At 61.6% G+C, this 19,327-nt stretch carries 22 protein-coding genes; 18 read left to right on the top strand and 4 right to left on the bottom strand.

Translation table 11 applies throughout. From position 1 onward, the window contains the following. Positions 1–26: 26 nt before the first annotated feature. From HZ993_RS01770 to HZ993_RS01715, 12 genes are all read left to right on the top strand, one after another. Positions 27–1,547: a YdiU family protein gene (locus HZ993_RS01770; protein ID WP_209395569.1), complete on the top strand. Its 1,521-nt coding sequence runs from the start codon at positions 27–29 to the stop codon at positions 1,545–1,547. A 49-nt stretch (positions 1,548–1,596) separates the two neighbouring features. After that, positions 1,597–2,007: a peptide-methionine (R)-S-oxide reductase MsrB gene (msrB, locus tag HZ993_RS01765; protein WP_209395568.1), complete on the top strand. Its 411-nt coding sequence runs from the start codon at positions 1,597–1,599 to the stop codon at positions 2,005–2,007. After that, positions 2,004–2,567, top strand: a complete 564-nt coding sequence (locus tag HZ993_RS01760) for a septation protein A (protein ID WP_209395567.1) — start codon at positions 2,004–2,006, stop codon at positions 2,565–2,567. The genes msrB and HZ993_RS01760 overlap by 4 nt, the downstream gene beginning before the upstream one ends. Then, positions 2,564–2,866: a BolA family transcriptional regulator gene (locus HZ993_RS01755; protein ID WP_245213783.1), complete on the top strand. Its 303-nt coding sequence runs from the start codon at positions 2,564–2,566 to the stop codon at positions 2,864–2,866. Before HZ993_RS01760 ends, HZ993_RS01755 begins: the two co-directional genes overlap by 4 nt. Before the next feature lie 54 nt (positions 2,867–2,920). Continuing rightward, positions 2,921–3,706 (top strand): peptidylprolyl isomerase, encoded by a 786-nt coding sequence (locus tag HZ993_RS01750; RefSeq protein WP_209395566.1) that lies wholly within the window; start codon positions 2,921–2,923, stop codon positions 3,704–3,706. A gap of 96 nt (positions 3,707–3,802) precedes the next feature. Continuing rightward, positions 3,803–4,657: a fumarylacetoacetate hydrolase family protein gene (locus HZ993_RS01745; protein WP_209395565.1), complete on the top strand. Its 855-nt coding sequence runs from the start codon at positions 3,803–3,805 to the stop codon at positions 4,655–4,657. A 129-nt stretch (positions 4,658–4,786) separates the two neighbouring features. Further along, entirely contained in the window at positions 4,787–6,820 is a 2,034-nt protein-coding gene (locus HZ993_RS01740) for a U32 family peptidase (RefSeq protein WP_209395564.1), read from the top strand. Between the two features lie 168 nt (positions 6,821–6,988). Beyond that, the gene (locus tag HZ993_RS01735; RefSeq protein ID WP_209395562.1) at positions 6,989–7,267 is read left to right on the top strand and encodes a hypothetical protein; all 279 of its coding nucleotides are present in this window, start codon (positions 6,989–6,991) and stop codon (positions 7,265–7,267) included. 68 nt (positions 7,268–7,335) lie between these two features. Then, a complete protein-coding gene (locus tag HZ993_RS01730; RefSeq protein WP_209395560.1) occupies positions 7,336–8,079 on the top strand; it encodes a GNAT family N-acetyltransferase in 744 nt (247 codons plus the stop codon). 32 nt (positions 8,080–8,111) lie between these two features. Next, the gene (locus tag HZ993_RS01725) at positions 8,112–8,492 is read left to right on the top strand and encodes a VOC family protein (protein ID WP_209395559.1); all 381 of its coding nucleotides are present in this window, start codon (positions 8,112–8,114) and stop codon (positions 8,490–8,492) included. Continuing rightward, complete coding sequence (locus HZ993_RS01720; protein ID WP_209395558.1) at positions 8,492–8,860, top strand: hypothetical protein; 369 nt, start codon at positions 8,492–8,494, stop codon at positions 8,858–8,860. Before HZ993_RS01725 ends, HZ993_RS01720 begins: the two co-directional genes overlap by 1 nt. A gap of 11 nt (positions 8,861–8,871) precedes the next feature. After that, positions 8,872–9,285, top strand: coding sequence for a hypothetical protein (locus tag HZ993_RS01715; protein WP_209395557.1), 414 nt, complete (start codon positions 8,872–8,874; stop codon positions 9,283–9,285). A 36-nt stretch (positions 9,286–9,321) separates the two neighbouring features. On the opposite strand, the gene HZ993_RS01710 is transcribed toward HZ993_RS01715, so the two are convergent. After that, positions 9,322–9,912, bottom strand: coding sequence for an MOSC domain-containing protein (locus HZ993_RS01710; protein WP_245213780.1), 591 nt, complete (start codon positions 9,910–9,912; stop codon positions 9,322–9,324). Positions 9,913–9,926: 14 nt separating this feature from the next. Continuing rightward, positions 9,927–11,015 (bottom strand): 3'-5' exonuclease, encoded by a 1,089-nt coding sequence (locus HZ993_RS01705; protein ID WP_209395555.1) that lies wholly within the window; start codon positions 11,013–11,015, stop codon positions 9,927–9,929. A gap of 181 nt (positions 11,016–11,196) precedes the next feature. On the opposite strand from HZ993_RS01705, the gene HZ993_RS01700 reads away from it, so the two are divergent. The 3 genes from HZ993_RS01700 to HZ993_RS01690 all read left to right on the top strand — a co-directional run bounded on the left by HZ993_RS01700 (position 11,197) and on the right by HZ993_RS01690 (position 13,760). After that, entirely contained in the window at positions 11,197–12,120 is a 924-nt protein-coding gene (locus HZ993_RS01700) for a CoA transferase (RefSeq protein ID WP_209395554.1), read from the top strand. A 100-nt stretch (positions 12,121–12,220) separates the two neighbouring features. Continuing rightward, positions 12,221–12,841 (top strand): TetR/AcrR family transcriptional regulator, encoded by a 621-nt coding sequence (locus HZ993_RS01695; RefSeq protein WP_245213779.1) that lies wholly within the window; start codon positions 12,221–12,223, stop codon positions 12,839–12,841. 22 nt (positions 12,842–12,863) lie between these two features. Continuing rightward, the gene (locus HZ993_RS01690; RefSeq protein WP_209395553.1) at positions 12,864–13,760 is read left to right on the top strand and encodes an alpha/beta fold hydrolase; all 897 of its coding nucleotides are present in this window, start codon (positions 12,864–12,866) and stop codon (positions 13,758–13,760) included. Here the strand turns inward: HZ993_RS01690 and HZ993_RS01685 are convergent. Beyond that, positions 13,750–14,517 (bottom strand): ABC transporter substrate-binding protein, encoded by a 768-nt coding sequence (locus HZ993_RS01685; protein WP_209395552.1) that lies wholly within the window; start codon positions 14,515–14,517, stop codon positions 13,750–13,752. The two genes, HZ993_RS01690 and HZ993_RS01685, sit on opposite strands and share 11 nt — an antisense overlap. 49 nt (positions 14,518–14,566) lie before the next feature. After that, positions 14,567–16,993, bottom strand: coding sequence for a YgiQ family radical SAM protein (locus HZ993_RS01680; RefSeq protein ID WP_209395551.1), 2,427 nt, complete (start codon positions 16,991–16,993; stop codon positions 14,567–14,569). 137 nt (positions 16,994–17,130) lie between these two features. Between HZ993_RS01680 and HZ993_RS01675 the strand changes: the two genes are divergently transcribed. From HZ993_RS01675 to HZ993_RS01665, 3 genes are read left to right on the top strand one after another with little or no spacing between them, the layout of a single operon-like run. Beyond that, the gene (locus HZ993_RS01675; protein ID WP_209395550.1) at positions 17,131–17,895 is read left to right on the top strand and encodes a transporter substrate-binding domain-containing protein; all 765 of its coding nucleotides are present in this window, start codon (positions 17,131–17,133) and stop codon (positions 17,893–17,895) included. A 4-nt stretch (positions 17,896–17,899) separates the two neighbouring features. Further along, a complete protein-coding gene (locus HZ993_RS01670; protein WP_209395549.1) occupies positions 17,900–18,586 on the top strand; it encodes an ABC transporter permease in 687 nt (228 codons plus the stop codon). Next, the gene (locus tag HZ993_RS01665) at positions 18,587–19,300 is read left to right on the top strand and encodes an ABC transporter permease (RefSeq protein WP_209395548.1); all 714 of its coding nucleotides are present in this window, start codon (positions 18,587–18,589) and stop codon (positions 19,298–19,300) included. The last annotated feature ends 27 nt before the right edge of the window (positions 19,301–19,327 follow it).

The following is a 19,327-nucleotide window of genomic DNA, read 5'->3' as shown; positions in this document are numbered from 1 at the left end:
GCGCCCCTGCGGGACAATAGAGCCCTATGCACGATACCCCCTCTGACCGCACCGGCCTGGCCCCTGGCTGGCGCTGGACCAACAGCTTTGCCACCCTGGGTACCGATTTTTACTCCCCCATGGCCACCCAAGCTGTGGCCCAACCCCATTGGGTGGGCGTCAGCGCATCGGCGGCCACGCTGCTAGGGCTGACACCCGAGGCACTGCAAACGCCAGATTGGCTGAACATCCTGGTTGGCAACCAGACGGCCCCGGGCTCACAACCCCTGTCCAGCGTCTACAGTGGTCACCAGTTTGGTGTGTGGGCGGGCCAGTTGGGCGATGGCCGCGCGGCCCTGCTGGGCGAATTGACACCGCCGCCAGACCACCATGGTGTGGCGCAAGAGGTGCAGCTCAAGGGCTCGGGGCTGACGCCCTACTCCCGCATGGGGGACGGCCGGGCCGTGCTGCGCTCCAGCATCCGCGAGTTTCTGTGCAGCGAGGCCATGCATGGTCTGGGTATTCCGACCACACGGGCCCTGTCCGTCATTGGCGCGGACCACCCGGTTTACCGCGAGCAACCCGAAACCGCCGCCGTGGTGGCCCGGTTGGCGCCCAGCTTCATCCGTTTTGGGCATTTTGAGCACTTTTGCCACCACAACCTGCACCCGCAACTGCGCCAGCTGGCCGACTACGTCATCGACCGTTTCTACCCCGCGTGCCACACGGCAACCACCCTGAACGGCAATGCCTACGCCAACTTCCTGCAGGCCGTGACCGAACGCACCGCCAAGATGGTGGCGCAGTGGCAGGCCGTGGGTTTTTGCCATGGCGTCATGAACACCGACAACATGAGCATCCTGGGCCTGACGATTGACTACGGCCCCTTCCAGTTCCTGGACGCGTTTGACCCCGGCCATATCTGCAACCACTCCGACAACCAGGGTCGTTACGCCTTCTACAAACAGCCCAACGTGGCCTACTGGAACCTGTATTGCCTGGGCCAGGCCCTGCTGCCCTTGATAGAAGACCAGGACCTGACCATTGCCGCGCTGGAAACCTACAAAACGATTTACCCCGTAGCCGTGGATGCCTGCATGGCGGCCAAGCTGGGTTTCCCCGAGGTTCGCCAGGGCCAGCGCGAACTGGCCGACGACGGGCTGCGCCTGCTGGCCGCCGACCGCGTGGACTACAGCATCTTCTGGCGCCGCCTGAGCCACTGGGTCCACAACCGCGAGAACAATGCCGGGACACAGGACGATTCGGTACGCGACCTGTTTTTGGACCGGGACGGCATCGACGCCTGGTTGCTACGGTATTCAGAGCACCTCAATGATATTCCACGGGGGCTAGCGGCCAATTTGATGATGAAGACCAACCCGCAATACGTGCTGCGCAACCATTTGGGTGAATTGGCCATCCAGGCCGCCAAAAACAAGGATTTTGCGGCGGTAGCACAATTGCAGCAGGCGCTGGAGCGCCCGTTTGACGAGCAGCCCCAGTTTGCATCCTTTGCCGACTTCCCGCCCGACTGGGCCAGCGGTATCTCGATCAGCTGCAGCTCCTGACCCCTGATGCACTTTGTTCCTCTTACTCCCATCCAAGGAGAACCACCCCATGACCTACCCCATCACCAAAACCGACGACGAATGGAAAGCCCTGCTCAAGGCCAAGGGGGCCGAGCCCGTGGCCTTTGAAGTCACCCGCCACGCCGCCACCGAGCGCCCCTTCACCGGCAAATATGCCGACAACTACAAGGATGGCAGCTACCACTGCATCTGCTGCGACAAACCGCTGTTCACCTCCGACACCAAGTTCGACGCCGGTTGCGGCTGGCCCAGCTTTGACAAGGCGATTGCCGACGGCGCCGTGGCCACCCGCTCGGACCGCTCGCACGGCATGCTTCGCACCGAGGCCCTGTGTGGCCACTGCGGCGCCCACCTGGGCCATTTGTTTGAGGACGGCCCTACCGACACCGGCCTGCGTTATTGCATGAACTCCGCCTCGTTACACTTCAACCCTGCATGAAAATCCTGATCGACTTCTTCCCCATCCTGCTCTTTTTTGGCGCCTACAAGGTCTACGACATCTATGTAGGTACCGCCGTGCTGATGGGCGCCACCGTGCTGCAGATGGCACTGATCTACGGCATAGACCGCAAATTGCAGGCCATGCACAAGATCACCCTGGTGCTGATTTTGCTGTTCGGCACGTTGACCCTGGTGCTGCAGGACGACCGGTTTATCAAATGGAAACCCACGGTGTTGTACGCGGCCATGTCCATTGCGCTGGCCATCGCCATCTGGGCTTTCCACAAGAACTTCCTCAAACTGCTGCTGGGTAGCCAGTTAGAGCTGCCCGACGCCGTCTGGCACCGCCTCAACGTGGCCTGGGTGGTCTATACCGCCTTCATGGCGGCTATCAACAGTTATGTGGTGCTGAACTTCAGCACCGAGGCCTGGGTAAGCTTCAAGCTCTGGGGTTACGCCTTCCCACTCGTTTTCCTGGTAGGCCAGGGCATCTATATCGCCCCCCACATCCAGGGTGACGATGCCGACAAGGTAGCCGAAAAAGAAGGCACACCGTGAGCCACGCCATCGGTACCGGCCCCAGCGTCGCCCAGTTGGAAACCCGCCTGCGCGAGCGGCTGGCCCCCACCCGGCTGGAGGTGCTGGACGAGAGTTACCAGCACGCCGGACACGTGGGCGCCAACGACACCGGCTTTGGCACCCACTTCCGGGTTCGCATCGCTTCACACGTGTTTACAGGCAAGAGCCGGGTGGCCTGCCACCGGCTTGTGTATGATGCGCTGCAAGATTTCATTGCCCAGGGCCTGCATGCCCTGGCCATTGAGACTGAAAATCCGCCAAACACCACTCCCGTTTGACACTCGCCATTTTTGGCACCCCTTGTTTTGATTTGTATCCCTGAAGGAAATCGCATGAAGAAGCAAATTTTGTCCGCATTCGCGACTGCCACCCTGCTGGCAGCACTGGCGCCTGCGGCCATGGCCCAGAATGTGGCCATCGTGAATGGCAAGGCCATCCCCAAGGCCCGCGTCGATGCGCTGGCAGAGCAAATGAAGCGCTCCGGCCGCCCCGTGACCCCCGAAATGGCCGGTCAGTTGAAAGACGAAGTCGTCGCCCGTGAAATCTTCATGCAGGAAGCCCAGTACCGCGGCCTGGATGCCACTGAAGACTTCAAGACCCAGATCGAACTGGCCCGCCAGGCCATCCTGATCCGCGAACTGTTCGGCGACTTCCAGAAGAAGAACCCCGTCACCGACGAAGAGATGAAGGCCGAGTACGACAAGTTTGCCGCCCAAAACTCTGGCAAGGAATTCAAGGCCCGCCACATCCTGGTGGAAACCGAAGACCAGGCCCGCGCCATCATCGCGCGCATCAAAAAAGGCGCCAAGTTTGACGAAATCGCCAAGAAAGACTCCAAGGACCCAGGTTCGGGCGCCAAGGGTGGTGACCTGGATTGGGCCAACCCCAGCAACTACGTGAAGGAATTCTCGGAAGCCCTGTCTGCTCTGACCAAAGGCAAGATGACCGACACACCCGTCAAGACCCAGTTCGGCTACCACATCATCCGTTTGGACGACATCCGTGATGCCCAGTTGCCCAAGTTCGAAGACGTGAAGCCACAGATCGGCCAGCAACTGCAACAGCAGAAGATTGCCAAGTTCCAGGAAGAACTGCGCGCCAAGGCCAAGATCGAGTAAAACCCGGTTGCGGTAACGCTTCAGTACAAAAACGCGGCCCCGGCCGCGTTTTTGCTTTGTGTTTGCCACTTTTCATTTTTTCGGAACAACACCTGTATGAAACTCCTGCGCTACGGCCCTGTCGGCTTTGAGAAACCCGGTGTACTGGACGCAGCAGGCCGCGTACGCGACCTCTCCGCCGTGATAAGTGATCTGGCGGGCGACGCGCTCTTGCCCGCGCAACTGGCCAGGCTGCAGGCGCTGGACACCAACACCCTGCCCCTGGTACCCGGCATCCCCCAACAAGACCTGCGCCTGGGCCCCTGCGTGGCACACACCGGCAAGCTGATTTGTATTGGCCTGAACTACTCCGACCACGCCACCGAGGCCGGTATGCAGGTGCCGCCCGAGCCGGTGGTGTTCAACAAATGGACCAGCGCCATCTGCGGCCCGGATGACGCGGTGCAGATCCCCCGCGGCTCCACCAAGACGGACTGGGAGGTCGAGCTCGGTGTGGTCATAGGCCAGGGCGGCCGCTACATCAGCGAGGCTGATGCGATGGCCCATGTGGCGGGCTACTGCATCGTCAATGACGTGTCCGAACGCGAATACCAGCTGGAGCGCAGCGGCACCTGGGACAAGGGCAAGGGTTGTGACACCTTCGGCCCCCTGGGACCCTGGTTGGTCACCGCCGATGAGGTGCCCAACCCGCAAGCGCTGGGCATGTGGCTGGAGGTGGATGGCAAGCGCTACCAAAACGGGTCCACCGCCACCATGGTCTACCAGGTGCCCTTCCTGATCAGCTACCTGAGCCGCTTCATGAGTTTGCAGAGCGGCGACGTGATCTCCACCGGTACTCCGCCGGGTGTCGGCATGGGACAAAAGCCGCCGGTCTACCTGCGCGCCGGCCAGACCATGCACCTGGGGATTGATGGACTAGGAACGCAGACCCAACCGGTGGTGCAAGCCTAGCGGGCTGGGCGCCAACGCGTTCTGCGCAGGTAAAGGAGGAGGCCGAAGGCCGGGGGACACGGAGCAGAACGCGTTGGCGTCCAGCCTGCTAGGCGCAGGCTTGGGTCGCCTGCTGGGATAATGCCATCCATGTCTTTGCTCGACCACCAACTCGAACTTCTGGCCCCCGCCCGCGACGCCGACATCGGCATCGAAGCCGTCAACCACGGTGCGGACGCGGTTTACATCGGCGGCCCCTCCTTTGGCGCCCGCTCCAGCGCCGACAACAGCGTGGCCGATATTGCCCGCCTTGTGCGCCATGCCCACCGCTTCAACGGCCGCATCTTCGTCACGATGAACACCATCCTGCGGGATGACGAACTGGAGGGTGCCCGCAAGCTGGCCTGGCAGCTGTATGAGGCCGGTGCGGATGCGCTCATCATCCAGGACATGGGCTTGCTGGAAATCGACATGCCGCCCATCCAGCTGCATGCCAGCACGCAGACCGACATCCGCACACCCGAGAAAGCCCGCTTTCTGCAGGACGCGGGGCTGTCGCAGATCGTGCTGGCGCGGGAGCTGACGCTGAAACAAATCGCCGCCATCCGCGCCCAGACCGATACCGAGCGTTGCACGTTGGAATTTTTTGTACACGGCGCCCTGTGTGTGGCCTACAGCGGCCAGTGTTACATCAGCCACGCCCACACCGGGCGCAGCGCCAACCGCGGCGAATGCAGCCAGGCCTGCCGCCTGCCCTACCAGGTGGTGGACGACAAGGGCCGATTCGTGGCGCACGACAAACATGTCTTGAGCATGAAGGACAACAACCAGAGCGAAAACATCGCCGCCCTGGTGGACGCCGGCATTCGCAGCTTCAAGATCGAAGGCCGTTACAAGGACATGGGCTATGTGAAGAACATCACCGCCCACTACCGCAAGCTACTGGATGAACTGATTGAAGCCCGCCAGGACTCAGACCAACCCGGTCACTTCCCACTCTCCCGCGCCAGCAGTGGCCGCACCACCTTTACCTTCACACCCGACCCCAACCAGAACTTCAACCGCGAGTTCACCGACTACTTTGTGCAGGGCCGCAAGGAAGACATTGGCGCCTTCGACTCGCCCAAGAACCCCGGTCAATCCATAGGCTACGTGACCCAGGTCGGTCCCAACTGGGTGGAGCTGGAAACCACTGACGCCACCACCGTGCTGCACAACGGTGACGGCCTGTGTTACTACGACCTGCAAAAGGAACTGATGGGCCTGGCCATCAACCGCGCCGAAGCCGTGGGCAAACCCAAGGCCGACGGCACACAGCAGCGCTGGCGCGTGTTCCCCAAGGACGACATGGCCGGCCTCAAAGACCTGCGCAAGGGCACCCAGGTCAACCGCAACCGCGATATGAACTGGATGCGTGTGCTGGACAAAAAATCCAGCGACCGGCGCATAGGCGTGTGGGCCACCCTGACCCGCACCGCCAACGGCATCACCCTGGCCTACACCGACGAAGACGGCTGCGTGGGACAAGCCCAGGCCGCGCTGGACCACGAACAGGCCAAGGATCCCGCCAGCGCCGATACCAACAACCGCACCCACGTTGGCAAACTGGGCGCTACTATTTTTGAAGCGCTTGAGATAGATTTGACGGGGGCTAGTGGCCTATTTGTTCAAGCATCATTGCTGAACACACTGCGCCGTGATGCCATAGCCGACCTCGAAGCCGCACGCGCCCTGGCCGTGCACCGCCTGCCACGCGCAGCGCCGGTGGAGCCCCCCGTGCCCTACCCGCAGGACAGCCTGAGTTACCTGGCCAATGTGCACAACCAGGCGGCCCACGCCTTCTACGCCAAACACGGCGTCAAGGTGATTTACGCAGCGTATGAGGACAACCAGGAACTGGGCGAAGTCAGTCTGATGATCACCAAACATTGCGTGCGTTTTTCGCTCAGCCTGTGTCCCAAACAGGCCAAGGGTGTGGTCGGTGTGCAGGGCCAGGTCAAGGCCGAGCCGCTGCAGTTGATCAACGGCAAGGAAAAACTGACGCTGCGTTTTGACTGCAAACCCTGCGAGATGCATGTGGTGGGCAAGATGAAAACCAGTGTGTTGAACCAGCTGAGCAAGGCGGCGGCGGGAGATGTGGCGGCTGCGCCGCTGACGTTTCACAAGGTGCGACCTTTGCATTAGCATTCCGCCCCAATCTGGAAATCCCAGGCAACCCCCTGCACGCTACCAATGCCCACAAACATCCTTCGCCTCACTGCACTTACCATCACCTCCGTCACGCTACTCACCACCGTGAATGGCTGCAGCAAGAAGCCGCCAGAGGTTTCTACCTTTACAAAGGAGTCTCCCATGGCGGTCAGCCTGACACTGCTCAAGGCGGACGCGCAACGTGGCCGCAGCAGCCCCATCGGCAACAACTACCGCCCCCAGGTCCGGTTCCCACGCGGCGCGGTGGAAACCACCTGTGCGGTCACCTTACCCGCCAGTTCGCAAACCCTCGACCCCGGCCAAACCACCGAGGCTTCACTAACCTGTGACGCCCCTGTGGAGGTGGCACGCAGCAAACCGGAGTTCGGCATGTTCGAGGGTGGCAAACTAGTGGGACAAGGCAGCGTCCGTCTCCCGTAAGCGTAAGCGGCCATACGGCGTGTTCCCCAATCGCACAGCCAACACAACACACCGCAATCCCCTACACGATGCAACACAAAATTGTCCGCGCCTTCATCCAGTCACTTGCCCATAGAGAACAAGTCGAGGCTGGGGCCACGACACCTAGCGCGGGTGAAACCGCGGAAATCCGATACCCCTCGGCAATGGAATGGCCTTGGCCGCGCCAGTTCACCTACACGCGAGAGTTCTTTTCGCAAGCATCTTCAACCGAGTGTCTGCAAGTAATCCGCAGTCTGATAGCAACCACGGAAGAGCACGTCATCAATTTCTTCTCGGCAGAACTGGACGCCGAAGTTCCGCATTTCGAGGCTGCGGGATATGTGGAGGCTTGGCGGAGCAGGCTACTCGGGCATGACCTCGACCGTCGTTGGAACCAACCTGACGTTACCGGTACGGAAATCCATGAAGTGGCATCGTCGGCAGACATGGTGCGCTACGCATCCCTCCCAGGTATCTCGAACCCGGGCTTGGCACGAGACGCATCCATCCACAATTTCTTCGCCACAAGTAGTGGTGAAGTGCTCGCCAAGGGACAGCTGGTCTACTGTTCCGGCTCTGTTGCCTATGTGTCCGACATGTTTACCAAACCTGAGCACCGCAATAAGGGCCTTTGCGCTGACGTCCTGGCTGCGATCGAAAGCAAGGCACTCTCGTTGGGCGCGACCCATACCTGTCTCGCCCCCGGCCAGGAAGTTGAAGCATTCGGTTTGTACGAGAAATACGGTTACGTAGCTGCGGGTGTTCGCTCGGTACTGATACCAAAGGGCTAGCGACTGCACAACCCCAACCCCGAGGAGACCCCATGTTCGACCACGTGAAATTTGGCGTCAGCAAATACACAGTCAGCAAAGCGTTTTATCTCAAGGTCCTGGAACCACTTGGCGCAACCGTTGTCACGGAGTGGCCGCCGAATGGTGTTGAGATTAGCCAGCCGCAGGGTTCAGTTTCCTTGTGCCTGTTCCAAACCGAAGAAAAACCGGCACATCTGCACATAGCCTTCGTGGCGGAGAGTCGCAAGCAAGTGGATGCCTTCTACCGCGCGGCACTGGCGGCAGGTGGCACAGACAACGGTCCACCGGGTCTGCGTCCGCAATACCACGCGAACTACTATGCGGCCTTCGTCTTGGATCCAGACGGGCACAACATTGAGGCGGTGTGCCACGCGCCCGAGGCCATCCGTTAATGCCCATCGTCGACATCCAACTGGTCTGCCAAGAGGGGCACGATACCCCGCCCGTCCCGACACAGGCACTGGCTGACGTCCTGGGTCGGGCCCTGGGCTCTGCACCCGGACGCACCTGGGTTCGCGTTCAGACGCTGGACAGTACCGCGTACGCCGAGAACGAGGCCCTGGTCGGTGCACACGAACTCCCGGTTTTTGTCACCGTTCTACAGGCGCACCCGGCCCAGGGTGCTGCCCTGGCCGCCGAAGTGATGGCGGTCACCGAGGCGGTTGCGGCCTGCGTTGGGCGGCCCGCGGAACGGGTGCATGTGCAGTACGCCGCGGCCGCGGCTGGCCGCCAGGCTTTTGGGGGCAAGCTCGTCGAATAAGATACGCCCCCATGAAAATCACTACTCACACTTTTCTCTCGCTGCTGATTCTCGGAGCCTCTGCTGTGGCATCGGCGCAAACACCCACCACCGACCGCGACACCGCGCGCAAACATGCAGGTTGTGCCAACACCTACAGCGCCATTCTGGAGCGCATGCAGGACAACAAAGACCCGGACGCCAAGGTGACGGCCGAAAAGCTGCAAGCCCTGCACCAACAAGCGGCCATAGCGCTGGCGGGCGAAGATGATGCGCAGCGATTGTTGCGCGCCACCAAGTCTTCGCTCAAGCTCGTGCTCGGAACCATTGAACAAACCGATTCGGCGCTAGAAAACTTCTACAAGCGCAGGGTCGACACCTGCACACAGCTTGTCAACGACCTGACGGACGAACAACGCGCGCGCATCGAAAAACTTCCCAAGTGATGCAGGCGGCCACCCGGCCATTCGTCGTACGCGCGCTCAGCGCATGTGTTTGAACATCTTGGCCTGGAATCGCTCTGGAATGCGCATATGCCGCGGCCCGGGCAGCAGTTCAAACGGTTCCCCCGCCTGCACGGTGCCAGGGGTGTCCACCGCCAGATAGAAACCGCAAAAACCGCTCTGCGCCATGGCCTTGACCGCGGTGTTGAAACCCATGGCGGCATTGAATTTGTAGCAGGGTTCGCGCGGCTGCACCACACGCAACACGCAGTGGGGAAAGCGCAGCACATCGCCCACCCACACGTCGGTTTCCAGCAGGCCATTGAGGGTCAGGTTTTCGCCCATCGTGCCGTGGGGCAAGGCGGTGTCGATACCGGCCACCCCCGCAGCGCGGCGGGCCTCAACCCAGAAGGCGTAGTGTTCGGCCGGGTAGGCATAAACTGCCTTCTCCAAGCCGCCGTGTACCGTCGGGTCGGCTTGCTCATCGCCCTGCAGGCCCAGCGGTTTAACACCGACGGGGCCCTGCACGGCGGTCTTGTGGATGGCGGTCAGGATGGAGCGCCCGGCGATGGCAACTTTGCGGGCCTGGCCCACCTGGACGCTGGCTACGGAATACACATGGGCAGACACGGCGGTGCTCCCCGTTACAGCTGGTGGTACAACATTTCGCCCGGGCGGCTGGAGTAGCGCACATGGGCGTCCAGCTTCTCAAACTGCACCACCACAGCGCGCTGGTGGTAGGCGTTTTCCTTGAGCCAGGCAAATTCGGCCTCCAGCGCCTTGCTGTCGCCGATGCGGGTGCTCCACACCTTTTGCTCGGCGCTCCAGCGGTAGCCCCTCGCCTTGAGCTTGTCTTTGGCGTCAAAGGGTGCGTTGGTTGCCATCAGGCGGTAGCTGGGTTTGTGGGCCTGATCGACCACATGGGCCAGGCCGGTGTGCGGCAGTAGAGGCAGCTTGGCGGCCAGCACTGCGAGCAGCGCGTGGCAATCCATTTCGGCCCGGTGGGCGTCGTAGAAGCAGCCCAGGTCCTGCGCCAAGTTTTCCAGCTTGGATGAACGTTTGCCCTGCTCCCGCCAGGGAATGTCGGCTAAGGAACAGGCCCAGGCCAGGTGGCTGAAGGCCGCCAGCCGCGCTTCGCAAAAGGGGCGATCGAACCCGGCGTTGTGGGCGATCACCAGGTCAACACCCTCCAGCAGGGTGGCAATACCGGCCTCATCCAGGCGCTGGCCTGCCACCATGGCGTTGTTGATGCCGGTGATGTCTTGCACCTCCTTGGGGATGGGCATGCCGGGGTCTTCCAGCTCGTCATACACCTGCACTTCACCCACGGGCAGGCCGGTGGCCAGGTCGATATCCACCCGCAGCAGGGCCAGTTCGATGATCTTGTCGCGGCTGTGGTCCAGGCCCGTGGTTTCGGTGTCCAGCACCACCACGCGGCAGATGCCGTCGCCGGTCGCGGACGGCCATTGCAGGCGGGGTTTGAGGCGGCGCAGAACGCGGTAGTCGGGGTGTGCCTCCAGGGTCATGGCCAGCGGCTCCAGGTCGTCGCAGCCCCCGGGCGGTATGGCGGCAAGTGGCTGGGCTACTGCGGGCGCTGGCGGCGCAGCAGTACGTTCCATCATCGCTGGCGCTGGGGCGGGCGCAGCCTTGCCGCGTGGGGCGCGCTTTTTCGCCACGGGCGCGAGGGTGGGAAGCTCTGCCACAAAGGCAAAGTCAAGCTGGTTTGGTGTCAAAGGGCTACCCTGTGCGGTCTGTTGTGCCATCCGAGATGGCGGGTATCAGTACTGGCTGAGGCGCCCATTATCATGGGCCTACAGGCTGGCACCCCGCTCCCCGGATCAGCTTAAGCCAAAATGGCCTGTAGCCCCCGTAAAATGGACTTCAGTCGCTATTAATTTCATAGTTAATTTACCCATGGCCACCAAGACCCCCAGCACCCCACCCACCGCCAAACCCCTGCTGCCGCTCAAAGGCGTGCGCATCCTCAGCCTGGCGCTGAACCTGCCCGGCCCCGCCGCACTGATGCGCTGCCAGCAGATGGGTGCAACCTGCGTCAAGCTGGAGCCACCCGCCTACCACACTGCGCCCAAGGGCACATCGGGCGACCCCATGGGTTTGTACAACCCCAAGGCCTATGCCACGCTGCACGAAGGCATGCGCACAGCGCAGGTTGATCTGAAATCTGAAAAAGGCCAAAAGGCCTTGCACCGCGAGCTGGCCAAGGCCGATGTGCTGCTCACATCCTTCCGCCCCTCGGCCCTGCAAAAGCTGGGACTGGAGTGGAAGGCATTGCACAAGCTTTACCCCACCCTCTCTCTGGTCGCCATCTTCGGCGCCCCGGGCGCGCGGGCCGAAGAACCCGGCCATGACCTGACCTACCTGGCTGAGAACCATCTGGTGAACGGGCTGGATCTACCCCCCACGCTCTACGCCGACATGGGTGGCTCGCTGATGGCGTCCGAGGCCGTGCTCAAGGCACGCCTGTTGCAACTGCAAAAGGGAAAAGGTGTGCGGCTGGACATTGCTCTGTCGGATGCCGCGGGCTATCTGGCCCTGCCGCGCAGCTGGGGGCTGACCACGCCCGGAGCCGCGGTGGGCGGCGGCCATGCGGGTTACCGCGTCTACCCGTGCAAAGACGGGCGTGTGGCTGTGGCCGCCCTGGAGCCCCACTTTGCCGCCGCGCTGGCGGCTGTAGTGGGGCTGAAGGCGTCCAACATCATGGCCATGTTTGCGCCTGAGACCCATGCGGCAATTGCCGCCTTCCTGCTCACGCATACTCGTCAGCAGCTGGACCAGCTGGCCTCTGACAATGACATCCCGCTGCACACACTGACCTAGATCGCAGGGGCGAAGCCCGAATCACCCAAACCCTGCCGTCCATCGCGGGCGGTTTTTTTGGGGCTTGACACTAGACCGACCGGTCTATAGACTTCATGCCATGCCTGCACCACCTCCCTTTCCCGACGACGACACACGCACCACCCGCGAGCGGCTGATCGCCGCCATGCAAGACGCCCTGCGCCACAAGGGTTACCACGGCGTGGGCCTGAAAGAAATTCTGGACGTGGCCCAGGCCCCCAAAGGCGTGCTGTACCACCACTTCCCTGGCGGCAAGGCCGAGCTGGCCGTGGCCAGCATCGAAGCCGTCATCGCACAGATCACCACTGGCCTGGACAAACTGACGCAGCGTTACCCCGACGTGGTGCAGGCACTAGAGGCCTGGATGGCGTCTGCACAAAAGGCATTGGCCGTCAGCGGCTACGAACGCGGCTGCCCGCTGGCCACCATTGCACTTGAATCCGCGCCAGATGATGTCGCCATCCGCGAGACCCTGGCCAAAGGTTTTGCTGCCATTCGTGAACGCCTGGGCCACACGCTGCAACAAGCCGGCATTGAAACCAGCCGTGCCCACAGCCTGGCCGCGCTGACCGTATCCGCTTACGAAGGTGCACTGGTGCAGGCCCGCGTGGCCGGCAATGTCGATGCCATGCAGGCCACCTCACAGGCCTTGCTGGACCTGGTCCGTTTGAGCCTTCCTCCTCGGGCGCAGAGCGCCTAACCCCTTTCACTGGAGAACATCCATGACCCAACCCAACACATCCCAACCCGAAACCCTCATATTGCAGACGGATGACGGTTACGCCATCACCGCCCTGCGGTATGCGGCCACGGCGCCCTTGCGTGGCAACCTGGTCGTCGCCGGTGCTACCGGCGTGCCGCAAGGTTTCTACCGCAACTTTGCAGCCTTTGCGGCAGCCCAAGGCTACACCACGTTGACGCTGGATTACCGCGGCATTGGGCTGTCCAAACCCAAAACCTTGCGCGGTTTTCGCATGCGTTACCTCGACTGGGCGCGCCAGGACCTGAGCGCCGCGGTGGATGTGATGGCCAGTGACTCGGTGCCGCTGTTCATGATTGGCCACTCGTTTGGCGGCCATGCCTTTGGCCTGCTGCCCAACCACCGACGTGTCGCCCGCTTCTACACCTTTGCCACGGGCGCCGGCTGGCATGGCTGGATGCCAGGTCTAGAGCAGTTGAAAGTGAAACTGATGTGGGGCGTCATCGGCCCGCTGATGACCTGGTGGAAGGGTTATCTGCCCTGGAGCAAACTGGGCATGGGTGAAGACCTGCCGTTGGGCGTTTACCAGGAGTGGAAACACTGGTGCAGCTACCCGCGTTACTTCTTTGACGACCCCGCCATGGGCCTGCAGGTGCAAGACCTGTTTGACGGTGTGACCACCCCCATCGTCGCCGCCAATGCCACGGACGACCTGTGGGCACCGCCCGCCTCACGTGATGCCTTCATGGCCGGCTACCGCTACACCGACATGCAGGCCGTGGACATTGACCCCAAGGGCCGCGGCCTGGGCGCCATCGGCCACATGGGTTACTTCCGCCGCCAGGCGCAACCGCTGTGGGAAGACGCGTTGGGCTGGTTTGGGGAATACCGAAAGCCCGTAGCAGCGGCTACAGCTTGACCCCGTATTTCTGCAGCACCTTGGCGTAATCTGGGCTGCGCTTGAACTGGCGCAGCGCCGCATCGAATGCCGGCAGCATGCCCACGTGGGGCGATTTTTTGCCCACCAGCAGCTGAAAGTGGGATTCATCCAGATCCGCACCCAGCATCACCACATCACTACTGCCCTGTGCCTGTTGCAGCGCGTACTGCATGGTCAACGCGTTGTCCACCATCACATCGCCACGGTTGGCCAACAACATCTTGACGGCGCTGTCAAAGTTTCTGCCGTTGTCTACCTTGAAGTGCCCCAGGTTGGCCTTGGCCCAGCCATTGCCCTGGTAAGAAATAACCACCGGATTCAGTTTGTGCAGTTCATCCAGATTGCGCACCTTTTGCAGCTTGGCCAGCAAGGTGTTGTCCTTGTGCACAAAGATTCGGCGGGGTGCGGACACCACGGGCTCTTGCGCGGCCACCGCGTACTCCAGCCGCTCGGGTGTGGCGATGGTGCAGATGGCGTCCTGCTCACCAGTTTGAACCAGGGCCTGGGCGCGGTTCCAGGGGTAGCCGGTGTGTTCCACCACCAGGCCCAAGCGCCGCCCGGCCACCTCCTGGATCACGTCCAGCAGGATTCCGCGCAGTTGGCCGTCCTGCCCAAAACTCAAGGGGCTGTAGGTCTCAAAGTAGGCCATCCGCAAAGGCGGCGCCGCATACACGGGCAAGGCCACACCCAGGCCAAGGGCCGCTGCGGTCTGTAGGAAGGAACGGCGATTGGCCACGGCGTACTCCAACAGTTGGAGACCGCATCCTAGCGCAATCGCGCCAGCGCTACGAGCCTTTACGTGCGGGCTTGGAGGACGGTTTTGCAGAGCCCGTCACCCGCGGCGGCAAGCCAGTGTGGCGGGTCAATATCAGGCCCTTGGTTGGTTTAACCGGTTTGGCCGGCGCGACGGTCGAATTCTTCTTGCGCGCACTCTGGTAACCCCCATCACCCAGCGGCTGGAAGGTGGGAATCAGGTGGTGCTTGCCGTTACCGACCAGGTCGGCACGGCCCATGGCCTTCAAGGCCTCGCGCAACAGCGGCCAGTTGTTGGGATCGTGGTAGCGCAAAAACGCCTTGTGCAGGCGGCGGCGTTTTTCACCGCGCACGATGTCCACCGTCTCGTCATCACTCTCGGCTGTGCGGTGCACCTTGCGCAAGGTGTTGCGTCCGCTGTGGTACATCGCCGTGGCCGTGGCCATGGGGCTGGGGTAGAAGGTTTGTACCTGGTCGGCGCGAAAACCGTTCTTCTTGAGCCAGATGGCCAGGTTCATCATGTCTTCATCCGTGGTGCCGGGGTGGGCGGCGATGAAGTAGGGAATCAAAAACTGCTTCTTGCCAACCTCGGCGCTGAACTTTTCAAACAGGGTCTTGAACTTGTCATAGCTGCCGATGCCGGGCTTCATCATCTTGGTCAGCGGGCCCTGCTCGGTGTGCTCAGGCGCAATCTTGAGGTAGCCACCCACATGGTGCTGCACCAGTTCCTTGACGTATTCGGGGCTCTTGACCGCCAGGTCGTAGCGCAGGCCGGAGCCAATCAGGATTTTCTTGACGCCTTTGAGCGCACGGGCACGGCGGTAGATCTTGATCAGCGGGCCGTGGTCCGTGGTCAGGTTCTGGCAGATACCGGGGTAGACGCAGCTGGGCTTGCGGCAGGCGGCTTCAATCTCGGGGCTCTTGCAGCCCAGGCGGTACATATTGGCCGTGGGGCCACCCAGGTCGGAAATGGTGCCGGTGAAACCCTTGACCTTGTCGCGGATGTCTTCCACTTCCTTGATGATGGATTCTTCGGAGCGGCTCTGGATGATCCGGCCCTCATGCTCGGTGATCGAGCAGAAGGTGCAACCGCCGAAGCAGCCGCGCATGATGTTGACGCTGAACCGGATCATTTCCCAAGCCGGGATCTTGGTCGCGTGGTCGTGGCTGCCGTTTTCGTCCGCATAGCTGGGGTGGGGACTGCGGGCGTAGGGCAAATCGAACACAAAGTCCATTTCGGCCGTGGTCAGCGGGATGGGTGGCGGCGTGATCCACACGTCGCGTGCGGTGACGCCTTCGCCATGGGCCTGCACCAGCGCGCGGGCATTGCCAGGGTTGGTCTCCAGGTGCAGCACGCGGTTGGCGTGGGCGTAGAGGATGGGGTCGGAGCGCACCTGCTCATAGCTGGGCAGACGGATGACCGAGCGGTCGCGGGGCGGAACCTTGTAGCTGCCCAGGCCGTGCAGCTTGGGCTGGAGGTTGGGGTTGGGCACAAAGGTCAGCGGCTTGATGCTGTCGTTGACCGGCGGAGTATTTAAGCCATTTTGGCCTGTAGCCCCCGCGGATGTTGACACAGATGTTACTATTTTAATAGCACTTGCAGTACCATCCTTTTCGGCATCTTCCTTGGCACAGGTGCTGCCCTGCTCTGCCGCCTGCTCGGAGGTGGTCATATAGGGGTTGATGTGGGATTCCACCCGGCCCGGCGCGTCCACGCTGGTGGAGTTGATCTCGATCCAGCCCTTGCCGGTCTCGTCGTCCGGGCGGCGCACAAAGGCGGTGCCGCGCACATCGGTGATTTTTTCGACAGGCTCCTTGGCCGCCAGGCGGTGGGCGATTTCGACAATGGCGCGTTCAGCATTGCCATACAGCAGCAGGTCACATTTGGCGTCCACCACGATAGAGCGGCGCACTTTGTCGCTCCAATAGTCGTAATGGGCGATGCGGCGCAGGCTGCCTTCAATGCCACCCAGCACAATCGGCACGTCCTTGAACGCTTCGCGGCAACGCTGGCTATAGACAATGGCCGCGCGGTCGGGGCGTTTGCCGCCCACGTCACCGGGGGTGTAGGCGTCGTCACTGCGGATCTTGCGGTCGGCGGTGTAGCGGTTGATCATGGAATCCATGTTGCCGCTGGTCACGCCCCAAAACAGGTTGGGCTTGCCCAGGGCCTTGAAGGCCTCGGCACTGGTCCAGTCGGGCTGGGCGATGATGCCCACCCGAAAACCCTGGGCCTCCAGCATACGGCCGATGACCGCCATGCCAAAGCTGGGGTGGTCCACATAGGCGTCGCCGGTGACCAGAACGATGTCGCAGCTGTCCCAGCCGAGCTTCTCCATTTCGGCCCGGCTCATGGGCAAAATGGGTGCCGTGCCGAAGCGTGCGGCCCAGTACTTGCGGTAGCTGGTCAGCGGCTTTGCGGCGCGCGCGAAAAAGGAGACGTCGACTGGGGCGTTCATGGTGCTTTCGGGGTAACCCCCTATTTTAAGGTTTTATGCCCAACAGCGCACCCTAAAGGTTCACCTGCTGAAAACCCCGGCAAATTGGGTGGGGCACAGCCCGTAGAATGAAATTTTGCTTATTCGAGGATGAATCGATGAAGAAACTACTGCTGGCTGTTGTTTTGGGTGCATTGGGCACGGTGTCTTTTGCTCAAGGCAAAGACCTCAAAGTCGCCATCGACCCCACCTACGAGCCCTTCACCTACAAGGTAGACGGCAAACCCGCCGGTTTTGACGTGGACATTGCCAATGCGCTGTGTGAGCAGATCAAACGCAAGTGTGTGTTTGTGGAACAAAGCTGGGACAGCATGATTCCCGGCCTGATGGCCCGCAAGTACGACGTCATCATCAGCTCGATGTCGATCACCGAAGACCGCATGAAGCAGATCGACTTCACCGACAAGTACTACAACACCCCCAGCCGTGTGGTGACCAAGAAGGCCTTCAACTACACCGGCCCGGCGTCCCTGAAGGGCAAGAAAATTGGCGTACTCAAGGCCAGCACCCAAGAGAAATACGCCCTGGGTGAACTCAAAACCGTGGGTGTGGACGTGGTGTCTTACGAAGCGCAAGACCAGGTCTACCTGGACATCCGCGCCGGTCGCCTGGACGGCACCGTGGCCGACCATGTGGAAGTGACCGGCGGCTTTTTGGGCAAGCCCGAGGGCAAAGACTACGAGCTCAAGGGCGACGAGTTGTTTATCCCCAAATACTTTGGCGCGGGCGCCGGTATTGGCCTGCGCAAGGGCCAGGACGCACTCAAGACCGAGCTGAGCGCCGCCATCAAAACCATACGTGGCAACGGCGTCTACAAGAAGATCAACGACAAGTACTTCAAGTTTGACGTCTACGGCAAGTGAGCGAATGAGCGCCTATGTCTCGGCCATTTTGCAGGGCGCGGTACTGACCGTTGGGGTTTCGGTTGCGGCCCTGCTGGTATCCATCGCGCTGGGCCTGCTGGGCGCCGGTGCCAAGTTATCGGGCCGACCGGTCTGGGTGGGGCTGGCCACGGCCTACACCACCGTCATCCGCGGCATACCCGACCTGGTGCTGATGCTGCTGATCTTTTACGGCGGCACCATTGGCCTGAACAATGCGTTGGAGTGGATGGGCAGCGAGGCCACGGTGGACATCAACCCCTTTGTGGCCGGTGTGCTCACGCTGGGTTTTATCTACGGCGCCTACATGACCGAGACCTTTAGAGGTGCGATGTTGTCCATCCCCAAAGGCCAGGCCGAAGCTGCCTGGGCCTTCGGCATGGGCCGCACCCAGACGTTTTTTCGCATCACCGCGCCGCAGATGGTTCGTTACGCACTGCCCGGTTTTACCAACAACTGGCTGGTGCTGATCAAGGCCACGGCATTGGTCAGCCTGATCGGCCTGCAAGAGATGACCTACGCCGCCAAACAAGCCAGCGCGGCAACACGCTCACCGTTTATGTTCTTTTTGTTCACAGCGGGCCTGTTTTTGCTCTACACCACGGTTTCGCTGTTCGTGTTGCGCAGGCTCAATGCCCGCTTCAGCCTGGGCACCAAGCGGGGGACGCTGTAAATGAACTTTGCAGTGATCTTTGAGGCGCAAAACCTTGCGCTGTTTGGCACCGGCATTGCCACCACGCTGACACTGCTGTTTGCGTCGCTGGCTGTGGGCTCGGTGCTGGCGCTGGTGTTTGCGCTGCTGTTGACCGGGCCTTGGGCGCCGCTGCGCTGGCTGGTGGCCTCTTACACCTATGTGATACGCGGCACACCACTGCTGATTCAGGTCTACCTGATCTACTACGGGTTGGGCCAACTGGAATGGATCCAGGCGCGCTGGGACGACGTGTGGCCGTGGACACACTTCAAGGAACCATTCTTTTGCGCGCTACTGGCCTTTGCACTCAACACGGCCGCTTACACCGCCGAGATGCTGGCAGGCGCCATCCGCGAAACCAGTGCGGGCGAGATAGAAGCCGCACAGGCCTATGGCATGGGCCGCTTCCAGGTCATGCTGCGTATTGTTTTGCCCAGCGCGTTGCGCCGCACCCTGCCCGCCTACAGCAACGAAGTGGTCATGATGTTGCACGCCACCAGCCTGGCCAGCGCCGTGCCGTCATTAGTAGACGTGACCGCCGCGGCCAGCAGTATTTATTCCCAGTACTACCTGCCGTTTGAAGCCTATCTGGCTGCCGCGGCTATCTACCTGGTGGCCTCGTTCTGCCTGATTGGCCTGTTCAAGCTGGGTGAACGGCATTTGCTGGCCTATCTGGCGCCAAGAACAAACTGATAACCTTGTGGGACAGACCGCAGCGCA

Source organism: Rhodoferax sp. AJA081-3 (assembly GCF_017798165.1).
In the GTDB taxonomy this organism is placed as follows: Bacteria; Pseudomonadota; Gammaproteobacteria; order Burkholderiales; family Burkholderiaceae_C; genus Allorhodoferax.
Note: the sequence above shows the minus strand (reverse complement) of the source record. Positions and strands in the feature narration are given on the sequence as shown.